Below are 15,444 nucleotides of genomic sequence, written 5' to 3'. Positions count from 1 at the left end.
AAACAATGGACAGCGGATGAAATAAGACGGGGGCAGGGAGAGCCGCCACTCTCCCCGCCCCCTAGGAGGAACGTCTTACTCGCCCGACAGGTCGACCGTGCTCGCCGCCGTGGCGCCGATGGCCTGCTGGGCCTCGTTGAGCAGGTCCGCGTGCACGGACTGGTCGACGGTCAGCGTCATCAGCGCCTCGCCGCCGGCTTCGCGCCGGGCGACCTGCATCGCCGCGATGTTGACCCCCGCAGTCCCCAGTATCGACCCCACCAATCCGACGACGCCGGGGCGGTCGGCATATCGGAAGAACAGCAGCACACCCTCCGCGGCGAGCTCGAGGCTGAAGCCGTCGATCTCCGTCAGCTTCAGGGCCTCTCGCGGTCCCGCGACATACGTGCCGGACACGGAGGCTACCCTGCCGTCGGGCAGTACACCGCGCACGGTCACCAGGTTGGTCTGATCGGCGGACTCGGTGAACACCGCGAGGGCCACCTCGACCCCCCGATCGGCCGCCAGATGCGGTGCGTTCACATAGGTGACCTGCTCTGCGACGACGCTGCTGAACAGGCCTTTCGTCGCGGCGAGCTTCAGCACCGACACGTCGTGATGCGCCACCTCGCCGTGCACCTCGACGGTGACGGCCGAGGCGATCCCGCCGGCGACCGCGGTGAAGGCCCGGCCGAGCTTCTCCGCGAGCGGCAGCAGCGGCCGCACCTCCTCGGCGACGACGCCGCCGACCTGGACGTTGACCGCGTCGGGGACGAACTCGCCGTCCAGCGCCAGCTTGACGCTGCGGGCGACGGCCAGCCCGGCCTTGTCCTGCGCCTCGACCGTCGACGCGCCCAGGTGCGGGGTGGCGACCACGTTGTCGAACGCGAACAGTGGCGAAGCGACGCATGGCTCCTTGGCGAAGACGTCGATGCCGGCACCGGCGACCCGGCCGTCGGCGATCGCGTCGGCGAGGGCCTGCTCGTCGACGAGGCCGCCGCGGGCCGCGTTGATGATCCTCACACCCGGCTTGACGATGCCCAGCTCACGGGCGCCGATGAGGCCGACGGTCTCCGGGGTCTTCGGCAGGTGGATCGAGATGAAGTCGCTCTCGCGCAGCAGCTCGTCGAGGCCGAGCAGGCGCACGCCGAGGGCGGCCGCACGGGCCGGCTGGATGTAGGGGTCGTACGCGACGAGCCGGACCCCGAACGCCGCAATCCGCTGGGCGAACAGCACGCCGATGCGGCCGAGGCCGACGACGCCGACGACCTTGCCGGACAGCTCGACGCCGGTGTACTTGGACCGCTTCCACTCCCCCGCCTTCAGCGCGGCGGAGGCGGCGGCGGTGTTGCGGGCGACGGCGAGCAGCAGCGCGACGGCCTGCTCGGCGGCGGAGACGATGTTGGACGTCGGCGCGTTGACGACCATGACACCGCGGGCGGTGGCGGCGGGGACGTCGACGTTGTCGAGGCCGACGCCGGCGCGGGCGACGACCTTGAGCCTCGGCGCGGCGGCGACGGCCTCGGCGTCGACCTGGGTGGCGCTGCGCACGATGATCGCGCTGGCGTCGGCGAGTGACTTGAGCAGCGCCGGACGGTCGGTGCCGTCGATGTGACGGACCTCGTAGTCGTCGGCGAGCACCTCTAGGGCGGAAGGAGCGAGCTCCTCGGCGATCAGCACCACCGGGCGTTCAGGAGGGAGGGTCATACGGACCTCGACTCTCGGGCTTCGGCTGGCGTCGATGCGAGGCGCGCGGCACTGCACGCCACGCACGTGGAACGGCGACGGGACCGGGCGGGGCGGCCTCTTCCGCCGATGGTAGGCCCGGGGCCGCGACCGCCCGTCCCCGCGCGGACGTGAGCGCGATCACAGCTGCCCGTTCGGGTGACCGGCCGGCAACGACCCGACCTGCCCCTTCTGAAGCCCCTGGCGCACCCGAAGGGTCCGCTTGACTCTCCTGCCACTGGAGACCTGACGCTGGTCGTACCGACGCAGCAAAGGAGACGAAGATGGAGAATCCCTACGCGGAAGAGGCCGAGCAGCGGTGGGGCCAGACCGAGGCCTACCGGCAGTCGGCGGAGCGGACCGCGAAGTACACGCCGCAGGACTGGGAACGCATCAAGGCCGAGGCGGCCGCGAACACGGCGGCGTTCACCAGGGCGTTCGTCGACGGCGAGCCGGCGCAGGGGGAGCTGGCGATGGATCTGGCCGAGGCGCACCGGCAGCACCTCAGCCGCTGGTTCTACGACTGCGGCAGTGAGCTCCACCGCGGCCTCGGCGACATGTACGTCGCGGACCCGCGCTTCACGGCGAACTACGACACGGACCACCCGGGTCTGGCGCAGTTCATCCGGGACGCGATCCACGCGAACGCGGCGCGCGCGTAACGAAGAAGGGGGGCCGAGGCCCCCCTTCCCAGATGTCAGGCCGTCTCGGTGATGGGCCGGTCGACCCAGCTCATCATCGAGCGCAGCTTCTGGCCGGTCTCCTCGATCGGGTGCGCCGCACCCTGCTCGCGGAGCTTGGTGAAGTTGGGGCGGCCGGCGTCGTCCTCGGCGATCCACTCGCGGGCGAACTCGCCCGACTGGATCTCGGCGAGGATCTTCTTCATCTCCTCCTTGGTCCGGGCGTCGACGACGCGCGGGCCGCGGGAGTAGTCGCCGTACTCGGCGGTGTCGGACACGCTGTAGCGCATCCGGGCGATGCCGCCCTCGTACATGAGGTCCACGATCAGCTTGAGCTCGTGGAGGCACTCGAAGTAGGCGATCTCCGGGGCGTAGCCCGCCTCGGTGAGCACCTCGAAACCGGTCTGGACGAGCGCCGAGGCGCCGCCGCAGAGGACCGCCTGCTCGCCGAACAGGTCGGTCTCGGTCTCCTCCTTGAACGTGGTCTTGATGGCGCCGGCACGGGTGCCGCCGATGCCGGCCGCGTACGCGAGGGCGAGGGCGAACGCGTTTCCGGTCGCGTCCTGCTCGACCGCGACGAGGCACGGCACGCCCTTGCCGTCCACGAACTGGCGGCGGACCAGGTGGCCCGGGCCCTTCGGGGCGACCATCGCGACGTCGACGTCGGCGGGGGGCGTGATGAACCCGTACCGGATGTTGAGACCGTGACCGAAGAACAGCGCCTTGCCGGCGGTCAGGTGCGGCTCGACCGACTCGGTGTAGAGGGAGCGCTGCGCGGTGTCGGGCGCCAGGATCATGATGACGTCCGCCTCGGCGGAGGCCTCGGCCGGCGAGAGGACCCGCAGGCCCTGCTCCTCCGCCTTCGCCCGGCTCTTGGAACCCTCCGGAAGGCCGACGCGGACGTCGACACCGGAGTCACGCAGGGACAGCGCGTGGGCGTGGCCCTGGCTGCCGTAACCGAGGACCGCGACCTTGCGGCCCTGGATCAACGACAGGTCGGCGTCGTCGTCGTAGAACACCTCGGCGGACATTGTGTTTCCTTTCAACATTTGTCAGGACGCGGCGCGCAGCGCCGGGCCCGTGGTGATGGAGCGGGAGCCACGGCCGATGGCCACGACGCCGGACTGGACCATTTCCTTGATACCGAACGGCTCCAGGTCCCGGAGCAGCGCGTCCAGTTTTTCCGACGTGCCGGTGGCCTCGATCGTGAGGGCGTCCGGCGAGACGTCGACCACGCGGGCCCGGAACAGGTTCACCGTCTCCAGGACCTGAGAGCGGACCGGCCGCTCGGCGCGCACCTTCACCAGCAGCAGCTCGCGCTGGACGCTGGCGTTGCCGTCGAGCTCGACGATCTTCAGGACCTGCACCAGCTTGTTGAGCTGCTTGGTCACCTGCTCGAGCGGGCTGTCCTCGGCGTTGACGACGATCGTCATCCGGGAGACCTCGGGGTGCTCGGTCTCACCGACCGCGAGGGAGTCGATGTTGAAGCCACGGCGGGCGAACAGGCCGGCGACCCTCGCGAGGATGCCCGGCTTGTTCTCCACCAGGACTGACAGGGTGTGGGTGGTCATCTCAGACGTCGTCCTTATCGAACTTGGGCGCGACCCCGCGGGCGAACATGATCTCGTCGTTGCTGGTGCCGGCGGCGACCATCGGCCACACCATGGCGTCCTTGCCGACGACGAAGTCGATGACGACCGGCTGGTCGGTGACCTTCATCGCCGCCTCGATCGTGGCGTCGACGTCCTGCTTGCTCTCGCAGCGCAGGCCGACGCAGCCGAGCGCGTCGGCGAGCTTCACGAAGTCGGGGATGCGGTGCTTGTGGGTGCCCAGCTCGGTGTTGGAGTACCGCTGGTCGTAGAAGAGCGTCTGCCACTGCCGGACCATGCCGAGGTTGCCGTTGTTGATGACGGCGACCTTGATCGGGATGCCTTCCAGGGCGCAGGTGGCGAGCTCCTGGTTGGTCATCTGGAAGCAGCCGTCGCCGTCGATCGCCCAGACGACCTTGTCGGGCCGGCCGACCTTGGCGCCCATCGCGGCGGGCACCGCGTAGCCCATCGTGCCGAGACCGCCGGAGTTGAGCCAGGTCGCCGGGTGCTCGTACTTCACGAACTGCGCGGCCCACATCTGGTGCTGGCCGACCCCGGCGGTGTAGATCGCCTCGGGACCGACGATCGCGCCGATGCGTTCGATGACGTACTGCGGGGCAAGGGTGCCGTCGGACGGCTCCTCGTATCCGAGGGGGTACCGGCCGCGGATGTCGTCCAGCGTCGCCCACCAGTCGGTCAGCGCGACCTTGTGCCCCGCGGTGTGCTCTGCGGTGACGGCGCCGATCAGCTCCTCGATGACGTGCTTGGCGTCGCCGACGATCGGCACGTCCGCCACCCGGTTCTTGCCGATCTCGGCGGGGTCGATGTCGGCGTGGATGACCAGCGCGTTCGGCGCGAACGTGCTCAGGTCGCCGGTGACCCGGTCGTCGAAGCGGGCGCCGAGGGTGATCAGCAGGTCGGCCTTCTGCAGCGCGTAGACGGCGCCGACGCTGCCGTGCATGCCGGGCATGCCCAGGTGCTGCGGGTGCGAGTCGGGGAACGCGCCGCGGGCCATCAGCGTCGTGACGACCGGCGCGCCGGTCAGCTCGGCGAGCTTGCGCAGCACCTCCGACGCGTGGGCCTTGATGACGCCGCCGCCGACGTAGAGCACGGGCCGCTTCGCGGCGGCGATGAGCCGGGCCGCCTCACGGATCTGCTTGCCGTGCGGGTGCAGCGTCGGGTGGTAGCCGGGCAGGTCCAGCGTCGGCGGCCACTTGAACGTCGTCTGCTTGACCAGCACGTCCTTGGGGATGTCGACGAGGACCGGGCCGGGGCGGCCGGTCGAGGCCAGGTGGAACGCCTCGGCCAGGATCCGCGGCAGCTCCTCGCCGGTCTTGACCAGGTAGTTGTGCTTGGTGATCGGCAGCGTGATCCCGGCGATGTCGGCTTCCTGGAACGCGTCGGTGCCGATGGAGGCCGAGGCGACCTGGCCGGTGATCGCGACCATCGCGACGGAGTCCATGTACGCGTCGGCGATCGGCGTGACCAGGTTGGTCGCGCCCGGGCCGGACGTCGCCATGCAGACGCCGACCTTGCCGGTGGCCTGCGCGTAGCCGGTCGCGGCGTGCCCGGCGCCCTGCTCGTGGCGGACCAGGATGTGCCTGACGGACTCGGAGTCGAACAGCGGGTCGTACGCGGGGAGGATCGCGCCGCCGGGAATGCCGAAGACGACGTCCGCGCCGAGCGCCTCGAGCGACCGCACCAGCACCTGAGCGCCGGTCAGAAGCTCCGGCTTCTTCTCTACGGCCGTCTTGTCCGACCGGTCGGCGGCGGCCGGCGCGGTGGAGCCCGGCGGCGTCGCCGGAGCGGCGGGTGCGGCCGGGTGCGCTCGGTGGGCGAGGACTTCAGGCGTGGGTCTCGTCATCGCATTTCGCACTTTCGCTCGAATGGTGTCTTGGTCGCGGCTCGGACTGGCTTGGACATGAAAAAACCCCTCCGTGCGATGCACGAGGGGCTAGCGCGCTGACGGCAGGCGTCGGCGCGCTAGATGATAAGTACTCGCAGCGACCTCGACGACATTCCCCCACTCTTGCGCATCTCACCGCCCGAGTCAACCGGTCCCACGATCTGGAACGTGTCAGACTCACAAGTATGCCCGAGCTGCGATCCAAAACCTCCACTTCTGGTCGCAACATGGCCGGCGCACGCGCCCTCTGGCGCGCCACCGGCATGACCGACGCAGATTTCGGTAAGCCCATCGTCGCCATCGCCAACAGCTTCACGCAGTTCGTGCCGGGCCATGTCCACCTGCGCAACCTCGGGATCATCGTCGCGGACGCGGTCGCCGAGGCCGGTGGGGTCGCCAAGGAGTTCAACACCATCGCCGTCGACGACGGCATCGCCATGGGCCACGGCGGGATGCTCTACTCGCTGCCCAGCCGCGAGCTCATCGCCGACGCCGTCGAGTACATGGTGCAGGCGCACTGCGCCGACGCGCTCGTGTGCATCTCCAACTGCGACAAGATCACGCCCGGCATGCTGCTCGCCGCGCTCCGCCTCAACATCCCCACCGTCTTCGTCTCCGGCGGCCCCATGGAAGCCGGAAAGACCGTCGCGATCGAGGGCGTCGTGCACGCCAAGCTCGACCTCATCGACGCGATGATCGCCTCCGCCAACGAGGCGGTCACCGACGAGCAGCTGGGCCAGATCGAGCGCTCCGCCTGCCCGACCTGCGGCTCCTGCTCCGGCATGTTCACCGCCAACTCGATGAACTGCCTCACCGAGGCGATCGGCCTCGCCCTGCCCGGCAACGGCTCCACCCTCGCCACCCACAGCGCCCGCAAGGCCCTCTTCGAGCGGGCCGGCTCGCTCGTCGTCGAGCTGTGCAAGCAGTACTACGAGGGTGATGACGCGTCGGTACTGCCGCGCGCGATCGCCACCCGCGAGGCGTTCGAGAACGCGGTCGCCCTCGACGTCGCCATGGGCGGGTCCACCAACACCGTCCTGCACCTGCTCGCGGCCGCCCGCGAGGCCGAGGTCGACTTCAGCGTCGCCGACATCGACGGCATCTCCCGCCGGGTGCCGTGCCTGTCGAAGGTCGCGCCCAACAGCCCCAAGTACCACATGGAGGACGTCCACCGCGCCGGCGGCATCCCTGCCATCCTCGGCGAGCTCAACCGCGCGGGCCTGCTCCGGGACGGGGTCCGCAGCGTTCACTCGCCCGACCTGTCCAGCTGGCTGGCCGAATGGGACATCCGTTCCGGGACCGCTTCCGACACCGCGCTCGAGCTCTTCCACGCCGCGCCCGGCGGGGTCCGCACCGTCGAGCCGTTCTCCACGTCCAACCGCTGGGCGACGCTCGACACCGACGCCGCCGAGGGCTGCATCCGCTCCAAGGAGCACGCCTACAGCGCCGACGGCGGCCTCGCGATCCTGTTCGGCAACATCGCCCCCGACGGCTGCGTCGTCAAGACCGCCGGCGTGCCCGAGGAGAACCTCGTCTTCCACGGCACGGCACGGGTCTTCGAGTCGCAGGAGTCCGCGGTGGACGGCATCCTCGCCAAGGAGGTCGTCCCCGGTGACGTGGTGGTCATCCGGTACGAGGGCCCGAAGGGCGGGCCGGGCATGCAGGAGATGCTCTACCCGACGTCGTTCCTGAAGGGGCGGGGCCTGGGGCGCGCCTGCGCGCTCATCACCGACGGCCGCTTCTCCGGCGGCACCTCCGGCCTCTCCATCGGTCACATCTCGCCCGAGGCGGCCGGCGGCGGGCTCATCGCCCTCGTCGAGGACGGCGACCGGATCGAGATCGACATCCCGCACCGCTCGATCAGCCTCATCGTCGACGAGGACGTGCTGACCGCGCGCCGCGTCGCGCAGGAGAAGCGCGAGCGGCCGTACACGCCGCTGGACCGGCAGCGACCCGTCTCGGCGGCGCTGCGCGCGTATGCGTCGATGGCCACCGCGGCCAGCGACGGCGCCTACCGCAAGGTGCCGTAACGGTCGTCACCCCGGGCCAGTTCGATCGGATTGGCCCGGGGTTTCTGCCCGGTCGTGCACTAGCATCGCTGGTACTGCGACTGGCGCACATCAAGGTGGAACCGACCACCGGGGAGCTTCCTGCATCGCTGGCACCGCGCGCCTGGGTGTCACGGTCACCCGTATGGGAGGAAGCCCCATGCATGTTCCCGCCCTGCCGTCGATCACCTCGGCCGACCCCGACCTCGCGGACCTGATCCAGCGCGAGGCCGCCCGGCAGCACGACACGCTGCGGATGATCGCCTCCGAGAACTACGTCTCCCAGGCCGTCCTCGAAGCGACCGGCACCGTCCTCACCAACAAGTACTCCGAGGGCTACCCCGGCAAGCGGTACTACGAGGGCCAGCGCTTCATCGACCCGATCGAGGAGCTGGCGATCGCCCGCGCCAAGTCGGTCTTCGGCGTCGAGCACGCCAACGTGCAGCCCTACTCCGGCTCCCCCGCGAACCTCGCCGTCTACATGGCCCTGGCCGCCCCCGGCGACACCGTCATGGGCATGGCCCTGCCGATGGGCGGCCACCTCACCCACGGCTGGTCCGTCTCGGCGACCGGCGCGTGGTTCCGCCCCGTGCAGTACACGGTCCGCCGGTCCGACGGCCTCATCGACTTCGACGAGGTCCGCGACATCGCCCTGCGGGAACGCCCGAAGCTGATCTTCTCCGGCGGCACGGCCATCCCCCGCACCATCGACTTCCCGCGCTTCGCCGAGATCGCCCGCGAGGTCGGCGCGGTCCTCGTCGCCGACGTCGCGCACATCGCGGGCCTCATCGCCGGCGGTGCGCACCCCTCCCCCGTCGGCCACGCCTCCGTCATCACGACCACCACCCACAAGACCCTCCGCGGCCCTCGCGGCGCGATGCTCCTCTCCACCGCGGAGTACGCCAAGGCGATCGACAAGGCCGTCTTCCCAGGCCTGCAGGGCGGCCCGCACAACCACACGACCGCGGGCATCGCCGTCGCGCTCCGCGAGGCGGCCCAGCCGTCGTTCCGCGCCTACGCCCACCAGATCGTCGCCAACGCCCGCGCCCTCGCCGCCGCCCTGCTGGAGCGCGGCTTCGACCTGGTCTCCGGCGGCACCGACAACCACCTCATCCTGATCGACCTCACCGGCAAGAACATCGGCGGCAAGCCCGCCGCCCGCGCCCTCGACCGCGCCGGCATCGAGACGAACTACAACACCGTCCCGTATGACACCCGCAAGCCCTTCGACCCCTCCGGCCTGCGCATCGGCACGCCCGCCCTCACCACCCGCGGCCTCACCGAGGCCCAGATGCCCCAGGTCGCCGACTGGATCTCCCGCGCCGTCGACGCCGCCGTCAAGTCCGACGACGACGCCTTGGACACGATCGCCGCCGAGGTCCGCGAGCTGCTGTCCGCGTACCCGATGCCCGGCTGGCACTGACCCCACAACACACGGGGGCGGTTCCGGTTCGTGTGACCGGATCCGCCCCTCGTGTGGTTGTTCGTCGCTACTTGCCGCGACGCAGGAACCGCCGCGACTTCTGGTCGGGATTCTTGGGCTCCTCGTCGAGGTTGAGCTCCAGAGGCGCCACATCGTCGTCGAACACCATGTCCCGCGCCCGCTGTCGCTGCCCCGGCACACCCCCGCCGAACCCGCCCCGCTCCCCCCGGCCACGATCCCCGGCCCGCTCGACGTCCTCGCCGCGCCCGCCGAGCCCACCCCGGTCTTCACTGCGGCCGCCGAGCCCACCCCGGTCTTCGCTGCGCCCGCCGAGCCCACCCCGGTCTTCGCTGCGGCCACCCGGCCCGCCGCGGTCCGCCCCACCCCAGTCCCCACCGCGATCCGAACCGCCGCGGTCCGAACTGGCCCAGTCACCGCCACCCCGGCCGTTGTCAGCACCGCGCCCCGAACCACTGGCCCAGTCGTCGCCGCCCCGGCCGTTGTCGCCGCTGCGGTCCAAGCCGCTGGCCCAGTCGTCACTGCCCCGGCTGTTGTCGCCGCTGCGGTCCAAGCCGGTGGCCCAGTCGCCGGTGTGGTCGGGACGGGTGGAGCCGGTGGTGCCGGTGGTGCGCGACGCGGAGCCGGCACGCCGCTCGGACGTGAACTCCCCACTCGGGTCGCTCTCCCAGCCGGTCGTCGGGTCGGTCGCCCAGGAAGGCCGTCCCGCGGGCGTCGAGGGATCGGCCGCCCCGGCCCGTTGCCCGGCCTCCGTCCCTGCGGCCCAGTCACTCCCGGCCGCAGGCGCTCCGGACCCGGGACGCCTGGCCGGGGCATCGCCCGCAGCAGACGCGGCGGCGGTTTGGCCTTTCTTGCCCTTCCCCGCCTTCGAGAACCCCCACCGCGACCGCTTGGCAGGCTGCTCCACCGGCGCCTCGTCGACACCGGCCCGGGACCCTGCCGCCGCCTCGGCGTCCCACCAGTCAGCGCCATCCTCAGTGGCACCCGCCGCCCTCATGCCCGGCTGCGCACCGGCCCGGTCGTCGTCTCGTCCACCCGCTCGCGATACGCCGCTCTGCCCCTGCTCCGACCACAAGGCTGCAGAAGCCCCAGCCCTCGGAACCCCCACCTGCCCCTCGTCCGACCCCGCCCGATCCGACCAGTCCTGCTCCGACCGCGCAGACTCCGAACGCCAAGACTCCGAACGCGAAGGCTCTGGACTCGAAAACTCCGAACGCGAAGACTCTGGACGCGAAGGCTCCAGACGCGAAGGCTCCGACCAAGCGCGATCCGAACCAGCCACATCCGAAGCAGCTCGATCCGAGCTCGGAGCGTCTGACCAGTTCCGATCGGAGCGGAGATGATCCGTCTGCGAAGAGTCAGACCAGGACGAGCCCGACCACGAATCCTCGGAACGGCCCTGCGCCGGCCGCGCGGAGTCCGACCATGAGGAGCCCGAGGACGATCGCTCCGCCGGTGCCGGCCCCGCGGACGAGCCCTGCGACCAAGAGTCACGTCCCCACGAAGGTTCCGGCAACGCGTCCGCCCGGGACGGCGTCGACGGCGGGACGGAAGGCCGCTCGACAGGGCCGGCGGAGGGGGCCGGGCCGGCAGAGGCAGGCGAGGACACCGGCCATGCACCAGAGGGACCGTCCGACGAGCTCCCGAACGCAGAGCCGTCGAACCGGGAGCCGCCCGACCCCGGGAAACCGGAGGCCGGCGCACCCGACGTGGATCCACCGTAGGCCGGAGCACCTGACGTGGGGCCGCCGAAGGTCGGCGCGCCGGACGTGGGGATGCGGGAGGTGGGCCCGCCCGACGTCGGGATGCCGGAGGTGGGAACGCCCGACGTCGGAGCGCTGGACACGGGGTCGTCGGCGGAGTTGTGGGTGGCGGAGGGCTGCTGGCGCTCGCGCCGGCGGAGGGAGCGGGCCTCGGGGTCGGCCTGCCAGGAGCGGCTGAGCTCAAGGGGCTCGGCGACGAGCTCGGGCTTCTCGCCGTCGAACAGGCTGCCGGTCCATGCCGGCCGCTCGGCCGGCCGCTCGACGGGGCGCCGGGCCGGGCGGTCGCTCGCCGGCGTGCCGAAACGCACCGGGTCTGCCGGAGTCCGGCCCGGACCGTCCAGGTCGGAGAAGCCACCGCGATCCGACGCCCGGTCGCCGAGATCCGACGCCGGCCCAGGCTCCGACGACCAACCACGCTCCGACGAGCCACCGGCCAGATCCGCCGCCGGCTCACGGGACGAGGACCAACCGCGGTCCGGCAAGGCACCGGCCAGGTCCGACGACGACCCACGAGAAGACGACCAACCACGATCCGACGAATCACCGATCGAATCCGCCGCCGACTCACGAGACGACGACCAACCACGCTCCGACGAGCCACCGGCCAGATCCGCCGCCGGCTCACGGGAGGACCAGGCACGGTCCGGCGAGGCACCGGCCAGGTCCGACGACGAAGCACGAGAAGACGACCAACCACGATCCGACGAATCACCGATCGAATCCGCCGCCGACTCACGAGACGAGGACCAGCCAACCGGCTCCGCCGCCGACTCAAGGGACGAGGACCAGCTGCGATCCGGCGAGCCACCGGCCAGATCCGACGACGACCCACGAGAAGACGACCAACCACGATCCGACGAATCACCGATCGAATCCGCCGCCGGCTCACGGGACGAGGACCAGGCACGGTCCGATGAGCCATCGGTCAGATCCGGCGACGACCCACGGGGCGAGGACCAGGCACGGTCTGTGGAGCTGCTGGGCGACGTCGAGGGCGGGGTGTCCGGGTCTGCGGGCGTGTCCAGGGCGAACCCGAACCGGTCAGGGTCGCTGGCGATCTGGTCGAACTCGGACATCAGCGACGCGAACCGGTCGGCCGACGGCTCCGGTGCCGGAGGAGCGGGCCGGAACTCGGGAGTGGGTGGCAGCGTCGACGCGGCGGGGGACGGCGGCTCAGCCGACGCGGCGGGCCAGGTCGAGGGCGGCGGGGACGACGGCCGGGACGGGAAGGGCTCTTCCTCGGGAGCGCGGCGGCGGCCCACGCCCCTGGGCGCATCCGACTCCGCCAAGGCCGGCTCGGCTCGGTCCGACGACCACGAGAACCGGGCTTCCCCGTCGCTGTCGGACAACGACGGGGAAGAGGAGGACCGGCGGCGGTCAGCGGCCGGCCGGCTGCCGAAGTCCTCAAGCGGCACGTGGTCGTCAGCGTCCTCGTCGGCACGGGGATCGGCGCCGGAGCCCGCCGCCGCCCACGCGGCCAACTTGTTGGCCGACTCGCTGTCCCACGAGCCGACCAGCTCCCGGGTGGTGCGGGACTCCCACGAGTCGCTGGCCGGGACGGCCGACTCAGGATCCGAGGAGGAAGACGGAGAAGACAGGTCCGACGAGCGGCCGAAGCGGCTGCGGACCGAGCCGTCCTCCTCGTAGTCGCCGCGGCGGGGCGAGAACCCGTCGTCGTCGGATAAGCGGTCGCGCACCGAGCCGTCCTCGTCATGGTCGCCGCGGCGGGAAGCCGGCGGGGAAGTGGGGTTGGCCGAACTGGCGGAGCGGCCGAAGCGGCCCCGGGTGAGCCGGTCGCGGAGGGAGGCGGGCTCCGCGTCGGTGGACGTGCCGGCGGCCGCTGCGAAGGCGGCGTCCGCGACGGTGGGCGACGCCGGGACGGTGGGGTGCGAGCCGGTGGTCATACGGGCGAAGGAGCGGGCCAGGGGCGACGGCTCGGGCAGCTTGTTGCCGGCGGCGATCACCAGGAGGCGCTCCATGACGGAGAGCTCGACCCGGTAGGGCTCGGCGGCGAGCCAGCGCCCCGCGGCCTCGACCATCTCGTGGGCGTGCACGAGGTGGAGGTGCTCGCCGGGGGCGACGGAGATGACGAGATCCTCGCTGACGTCGCCGCGTGAGGGGGCGACGACGAGGTAGCCGCGGACGGCGCCGCCGACCTTGCCGAGCTGCTCGCGCCAGGTGTGCACCTCGGCGGCGAGGCCGTCGACGTCCTCGGAGCCGGGGACGAAGAGGCGGCCGCCGCGCAGGACCTGGCCGGAGGCGTCCATGGAGAACTCGCCGTGTGGCCAGACGGTCGGCAGGAACAGGGCGACCCGCCGCCCGGCGACGACGAGATGGGTGCAGCCGCCCTCGCCGAGGGCGAAGAACCGGGCCGACGGCAGCACCTCGAGCTCCTTGAGCCGCGGCAGGTGGTCGTCGGGCTTGCCCCACCAGCGGCGGCCGCTGACCGCCTCGTCGATGGCGGCGCGGGACAGCCGGCGCGCGTCGAGCATCAGCGCGGCGAGGAAGGCGCCGATGAGCGGCACGTCGAAGCCGAGGTTGACGCCGATGAACTTGATGATGCCGAGGAAGTCGGTCCAGCCGCCGGGCAGCCAGGTGCGGGTGGCCGCGCCCCAGGCGACTGCGCCGGTGACCGCGGCGAGGATCGCGAACATGGGGAAGCCACGCAGCGTGAGGACGAGCACACCGATGAGCGACAGGACCGCGGCGACGCTCCAGATGAGGCTGAGCTCCATGACGCCCCAGCCGGCGACGGCGAGGGCGAGCAGGGCCGCCGCGACGATCAACGCACCCGCGAGCACGCCTGTGGGGCGCACGCCGACCCGGCGGCTGCTCTTGACGCCGGAGTGCCACGTGTTGCCGGTCAAATCCGGGCCTCCAAGCAGCCGCGACCACCGGCACGCCGACTTGTCGCGATCTCGACGAACACGGCACCGAGCGTAACCCTGAGCGCTGTGCCGGGCGAGAGCCGCCCGTCCCGATCCTGCTCCCCCACCGCGCCAGTATGCCCCGACCCACCGACAAGAAGCAGTTCCACGAAAGGTGCGAGACTTGTCCTCGTGACCACCCGAACCACACGTCCCAAGGTCAGGTTCCGGCGCAGCGCATCGCTCGCCGTGGCGGCCGGCATCGCCACCATCGGCGCCATCCCGCTGCTGGCCGAGAGCCTCTGGTTCCTGCCCGTCCTGCTGGTGCCGATCGCGATCGCCGTGTGGGCGTGGCGGGCCGGCACCGACGTGGACGACGACGGTTTCACGGTGCGGGCGCTGCTGGGCAGCCGCCGCGTGCCATGGGCCGCGGTCGACGGCCTGGTCAGTCAGGAGGGGGTCGTCCAGGCCCGCCTCGCCAACGGACATTTCGTGAAGCTCGACGCGGTCCGCCCCCAGGACGTCGAGCGCATCACGGCGATGACTCAGTAGCCGTCGACCACCACGTTGATGAGCGGCTGCCCGGCGGCGAACCGTCGCACCTGGTCTCCCGCCAGCGCATAGGCACGGCGGAGCAGACCTCGTACAGAACCCGCGACGTGCGGAGTGATCAGCACGTTCGGCAGGTCCCAGAGCGGATGTGACGCCGGCAACGGCTCAGGGTCGGTGACGTCCGTCGCAAAGCCGAGCCGCCCCGACGCCGTCTCGGCGAGGATCGCGCCGGTGTCGACCACGGGTCCCCGTGCCGCGTTGACCAGCAGCGCCCCGTCCGGCATCGCCGCCAGGAACGAGGCCGAGACCAGTCCGGTCGTCTCGGGCGTCAGCGGCACCAGCAGCACCACCACGTCCGCGGACGGCAGCAGCGACGGCAGCTCCTCCACACCGTGGACGCCGTCCCGCGCGCGCCGGGCGACCGAGGTCACCGACACCTCGAACGGCGCCAGCCGGGCCTCGACCGCGGCGCCGATCGAGCCGGCACCGACGATGAGCACCCGCTTGCCCGCGAGCTCGTCGGTCTGCCGGTACGACCACTCCCGTCCCGTCCGCACGAAATGCGGGAAATCGCGCAGATAGGCCAGGATCGCCGCCACCACCCACTCCGACGTGGACGAGTCGTGCACCCCGCGGGCGTCGCACAGCTGCACGCCGGGGCGCAGCCGGCCCGCCCACCGGTCGGCGCCGGCGCTCATGAGCTGCACGACCGCGAGCCGCGGCAGCGACGCCGCCAGCTCGACCACGTCCGGCGAGGCGAGGAACGGCGGCACCCAGAACTCGACGTCGTCGGGCGTGACGGAGACGGTGACCGAGACCTCGGCGGGCAGCGGGCCGAGCAGCGCCAGCCCGTCCTCGTGCGGGATGCAAACCTTCACCGGCGAACAGTAGCGA

General features: G+C 71.5%; 10 protein-coding genes. 4 read left to right on the top strand and 6 right to left on the bottom strand.

The window, feature by feature from the left end:
- Positions 1-75: 75 nt before the first annotated feature.
- Positions 76-1,686: a phosphoglycerate dehydrogenase gene (serA, locus tag AB0I21_RS36930; RefSeq protein WP_360568240.1), complete on the bottom strand. Its 1,611-nt coding sequence runs from the start codon at positions 1,684-1,686 to the stop codon at positions 76-78.
- Positions 1,687-1,988: 302 nt separating this feature from the next.
- Between serA and AB0I21_RS36925 the strand changes: the two genes are divergently transcribed.
- A complete protein-coding gene (locus tag AB0I21_RS36925; RefSeq protein WP_360568238.1) occupies positions 1,989-2,366 on the top strand; it encodes a TipAS antibiotic-recognition domain-containing protein in 378 nt (125 codons plus the stop codon).
- 35 nt (positions 2,367-2,401) lie between these two features.
- Here the strand turns inward: AB0I21_RS36925 and ilvC are convergent, their stop codons facing one another.
- From ilvC to AB0I21_RS36910, 3 genes are read right to left on the bottom strand one after another with little or no spacing between them, the layout of a single operon-like run.
- Positions 2,402-3,415, bottom strand: coding sequence for a ketol-acid reductoisomerase (ilvC, locus tag AB0I21_RS36920; RefSeq protein WP_344508119.1), 1,014 nt, complete (start codon positions 3,413-3,415; stop codon positions 2,402-2,404).
- A 21-nt stretch (positions 3,416-3,436) separates the two neighbouring features.
- Complete coding sequence (ilvN, locus tag AB0I21_RS36915) at positions 3,437-3,955, bottom strand: acetolactate synthase small subunit (RefSeq protein ID WP_344508120.1); 519 nt, start codon at positions 3,953-3,955, stop codon at positions 3,437-3,439.
- A 1-nt stretch (position 3,956) separates the two neighbouring features.
- Positions 3,957-5,837: an acetolactate synthase large subunit gene (locus tag AB0I21_RS36910; RefSeq protein ID WP_360568236.1), complete on the bottom strand. Its 1,881-nt coding sequence runs from the start codon at positions 5,835-5,837 to the stop codon at positions 3,957-3,959.
- 227 nt (positions 5,838-6,064) lie between these two features.
- Between AB0I21_RS36910 and ilvD the strand changes: the two genes are divergently transcribed.
- Both ilvD and glyA read left to right on the top strand, forming a co-directional pair.
- The gene (gene ilvD, locus AB0I21_RS36905) at positions 6,065-7,909 is read left to right on the top strand and encodes a dihydroxy-acid dehydratase (protein WP_360568234.1); all 1,845 of its coding nucleotides are present in this window, start codon (positions 6,065-6,067) and stop codon (positions 7,907-7,909) included.
- A gap of 178 nt (positions 7,910-8,087) precedes the next feature.
- A complete protein-coding gene (gene glyA / locus AB0I21_RS36900) occupies positions 8,088-9,350 on the top strand; it encodes a serine hydroxymethyltransferase (RefSeq protein WP_360568232.1) in 1,263 nt (420 codons plus the stop codon).
- 67 nt (positions 9,351-9,417) lie between these two features.
- Here the strand turns inward: glyA and AB0I21_RS36895 are convergent, their stop codons facing one another.
- Positions 9,418-13,998 carry a hypothetical protein gene (locus AB0I21_RS36895; protein WP_360568231.1) on the bottom strand — a complete coding sequence of 1,527 codons (4,581 nt, stop codon included), beginning with the start codon at positions 13,996-13,998 and terminating at the stop codon, positions 9,418-9,420.
- A 192-nt stretch (positions 13,999-14,190) separates the two neighbouring features.
- On the opposite strand from AB0I21_RS36895, the gene AB0I21_RS36890 reads away from it, so the two are divergent.
- Positions 14,191-14,550, top strand: a complete 360-nt coding sequence (locus tag AB0I21_RS36890) for a PH domain-containing protein (RefSeq protein WP_344508130.1) — start codon at positions 14,191-14,193, stop codon at positions 14,548-14,550.
- Here AB0I21_RS36890 and AB0I21_RS36885 read toward each other — a convergent pair.
- Positions 14,544-15,428 (bottom strand): 2-hydroxyacid dehydrogenase, encoded by an 885-nt coding sequence (locus AB0I21_RS36885; RefSeq protein ID WP_360568230.1) that lies wholly within the window; start codon positions 15,426-15,428, stop codon positions 14,544-14,546. The two genes, AB0I21_RS36890 and AB0I21_RS36885, sit on opposite strands and share 7 nt — an antisense overlap.
- Between the last annotated feature and the right edge of the window lie 16 nt (positions 15,429-15,444).

This window comes from Dactylosporangium sp. NPDC050588 (assembly GCF_040654975.1).
GTDB classification, from domain to species: domain Bacteria; phylum Actinomycetota; class Actinomycetes; order Mycobacteriales; family Micromonosporaceae; genus Dactylosporangium; species Dactylosporangium maewongense.
The sequence above is the reverse complement of the archived record's forward strand: the minus strand, read 5'-3'. Positions and strand labels throughout refer to the sequence as shown.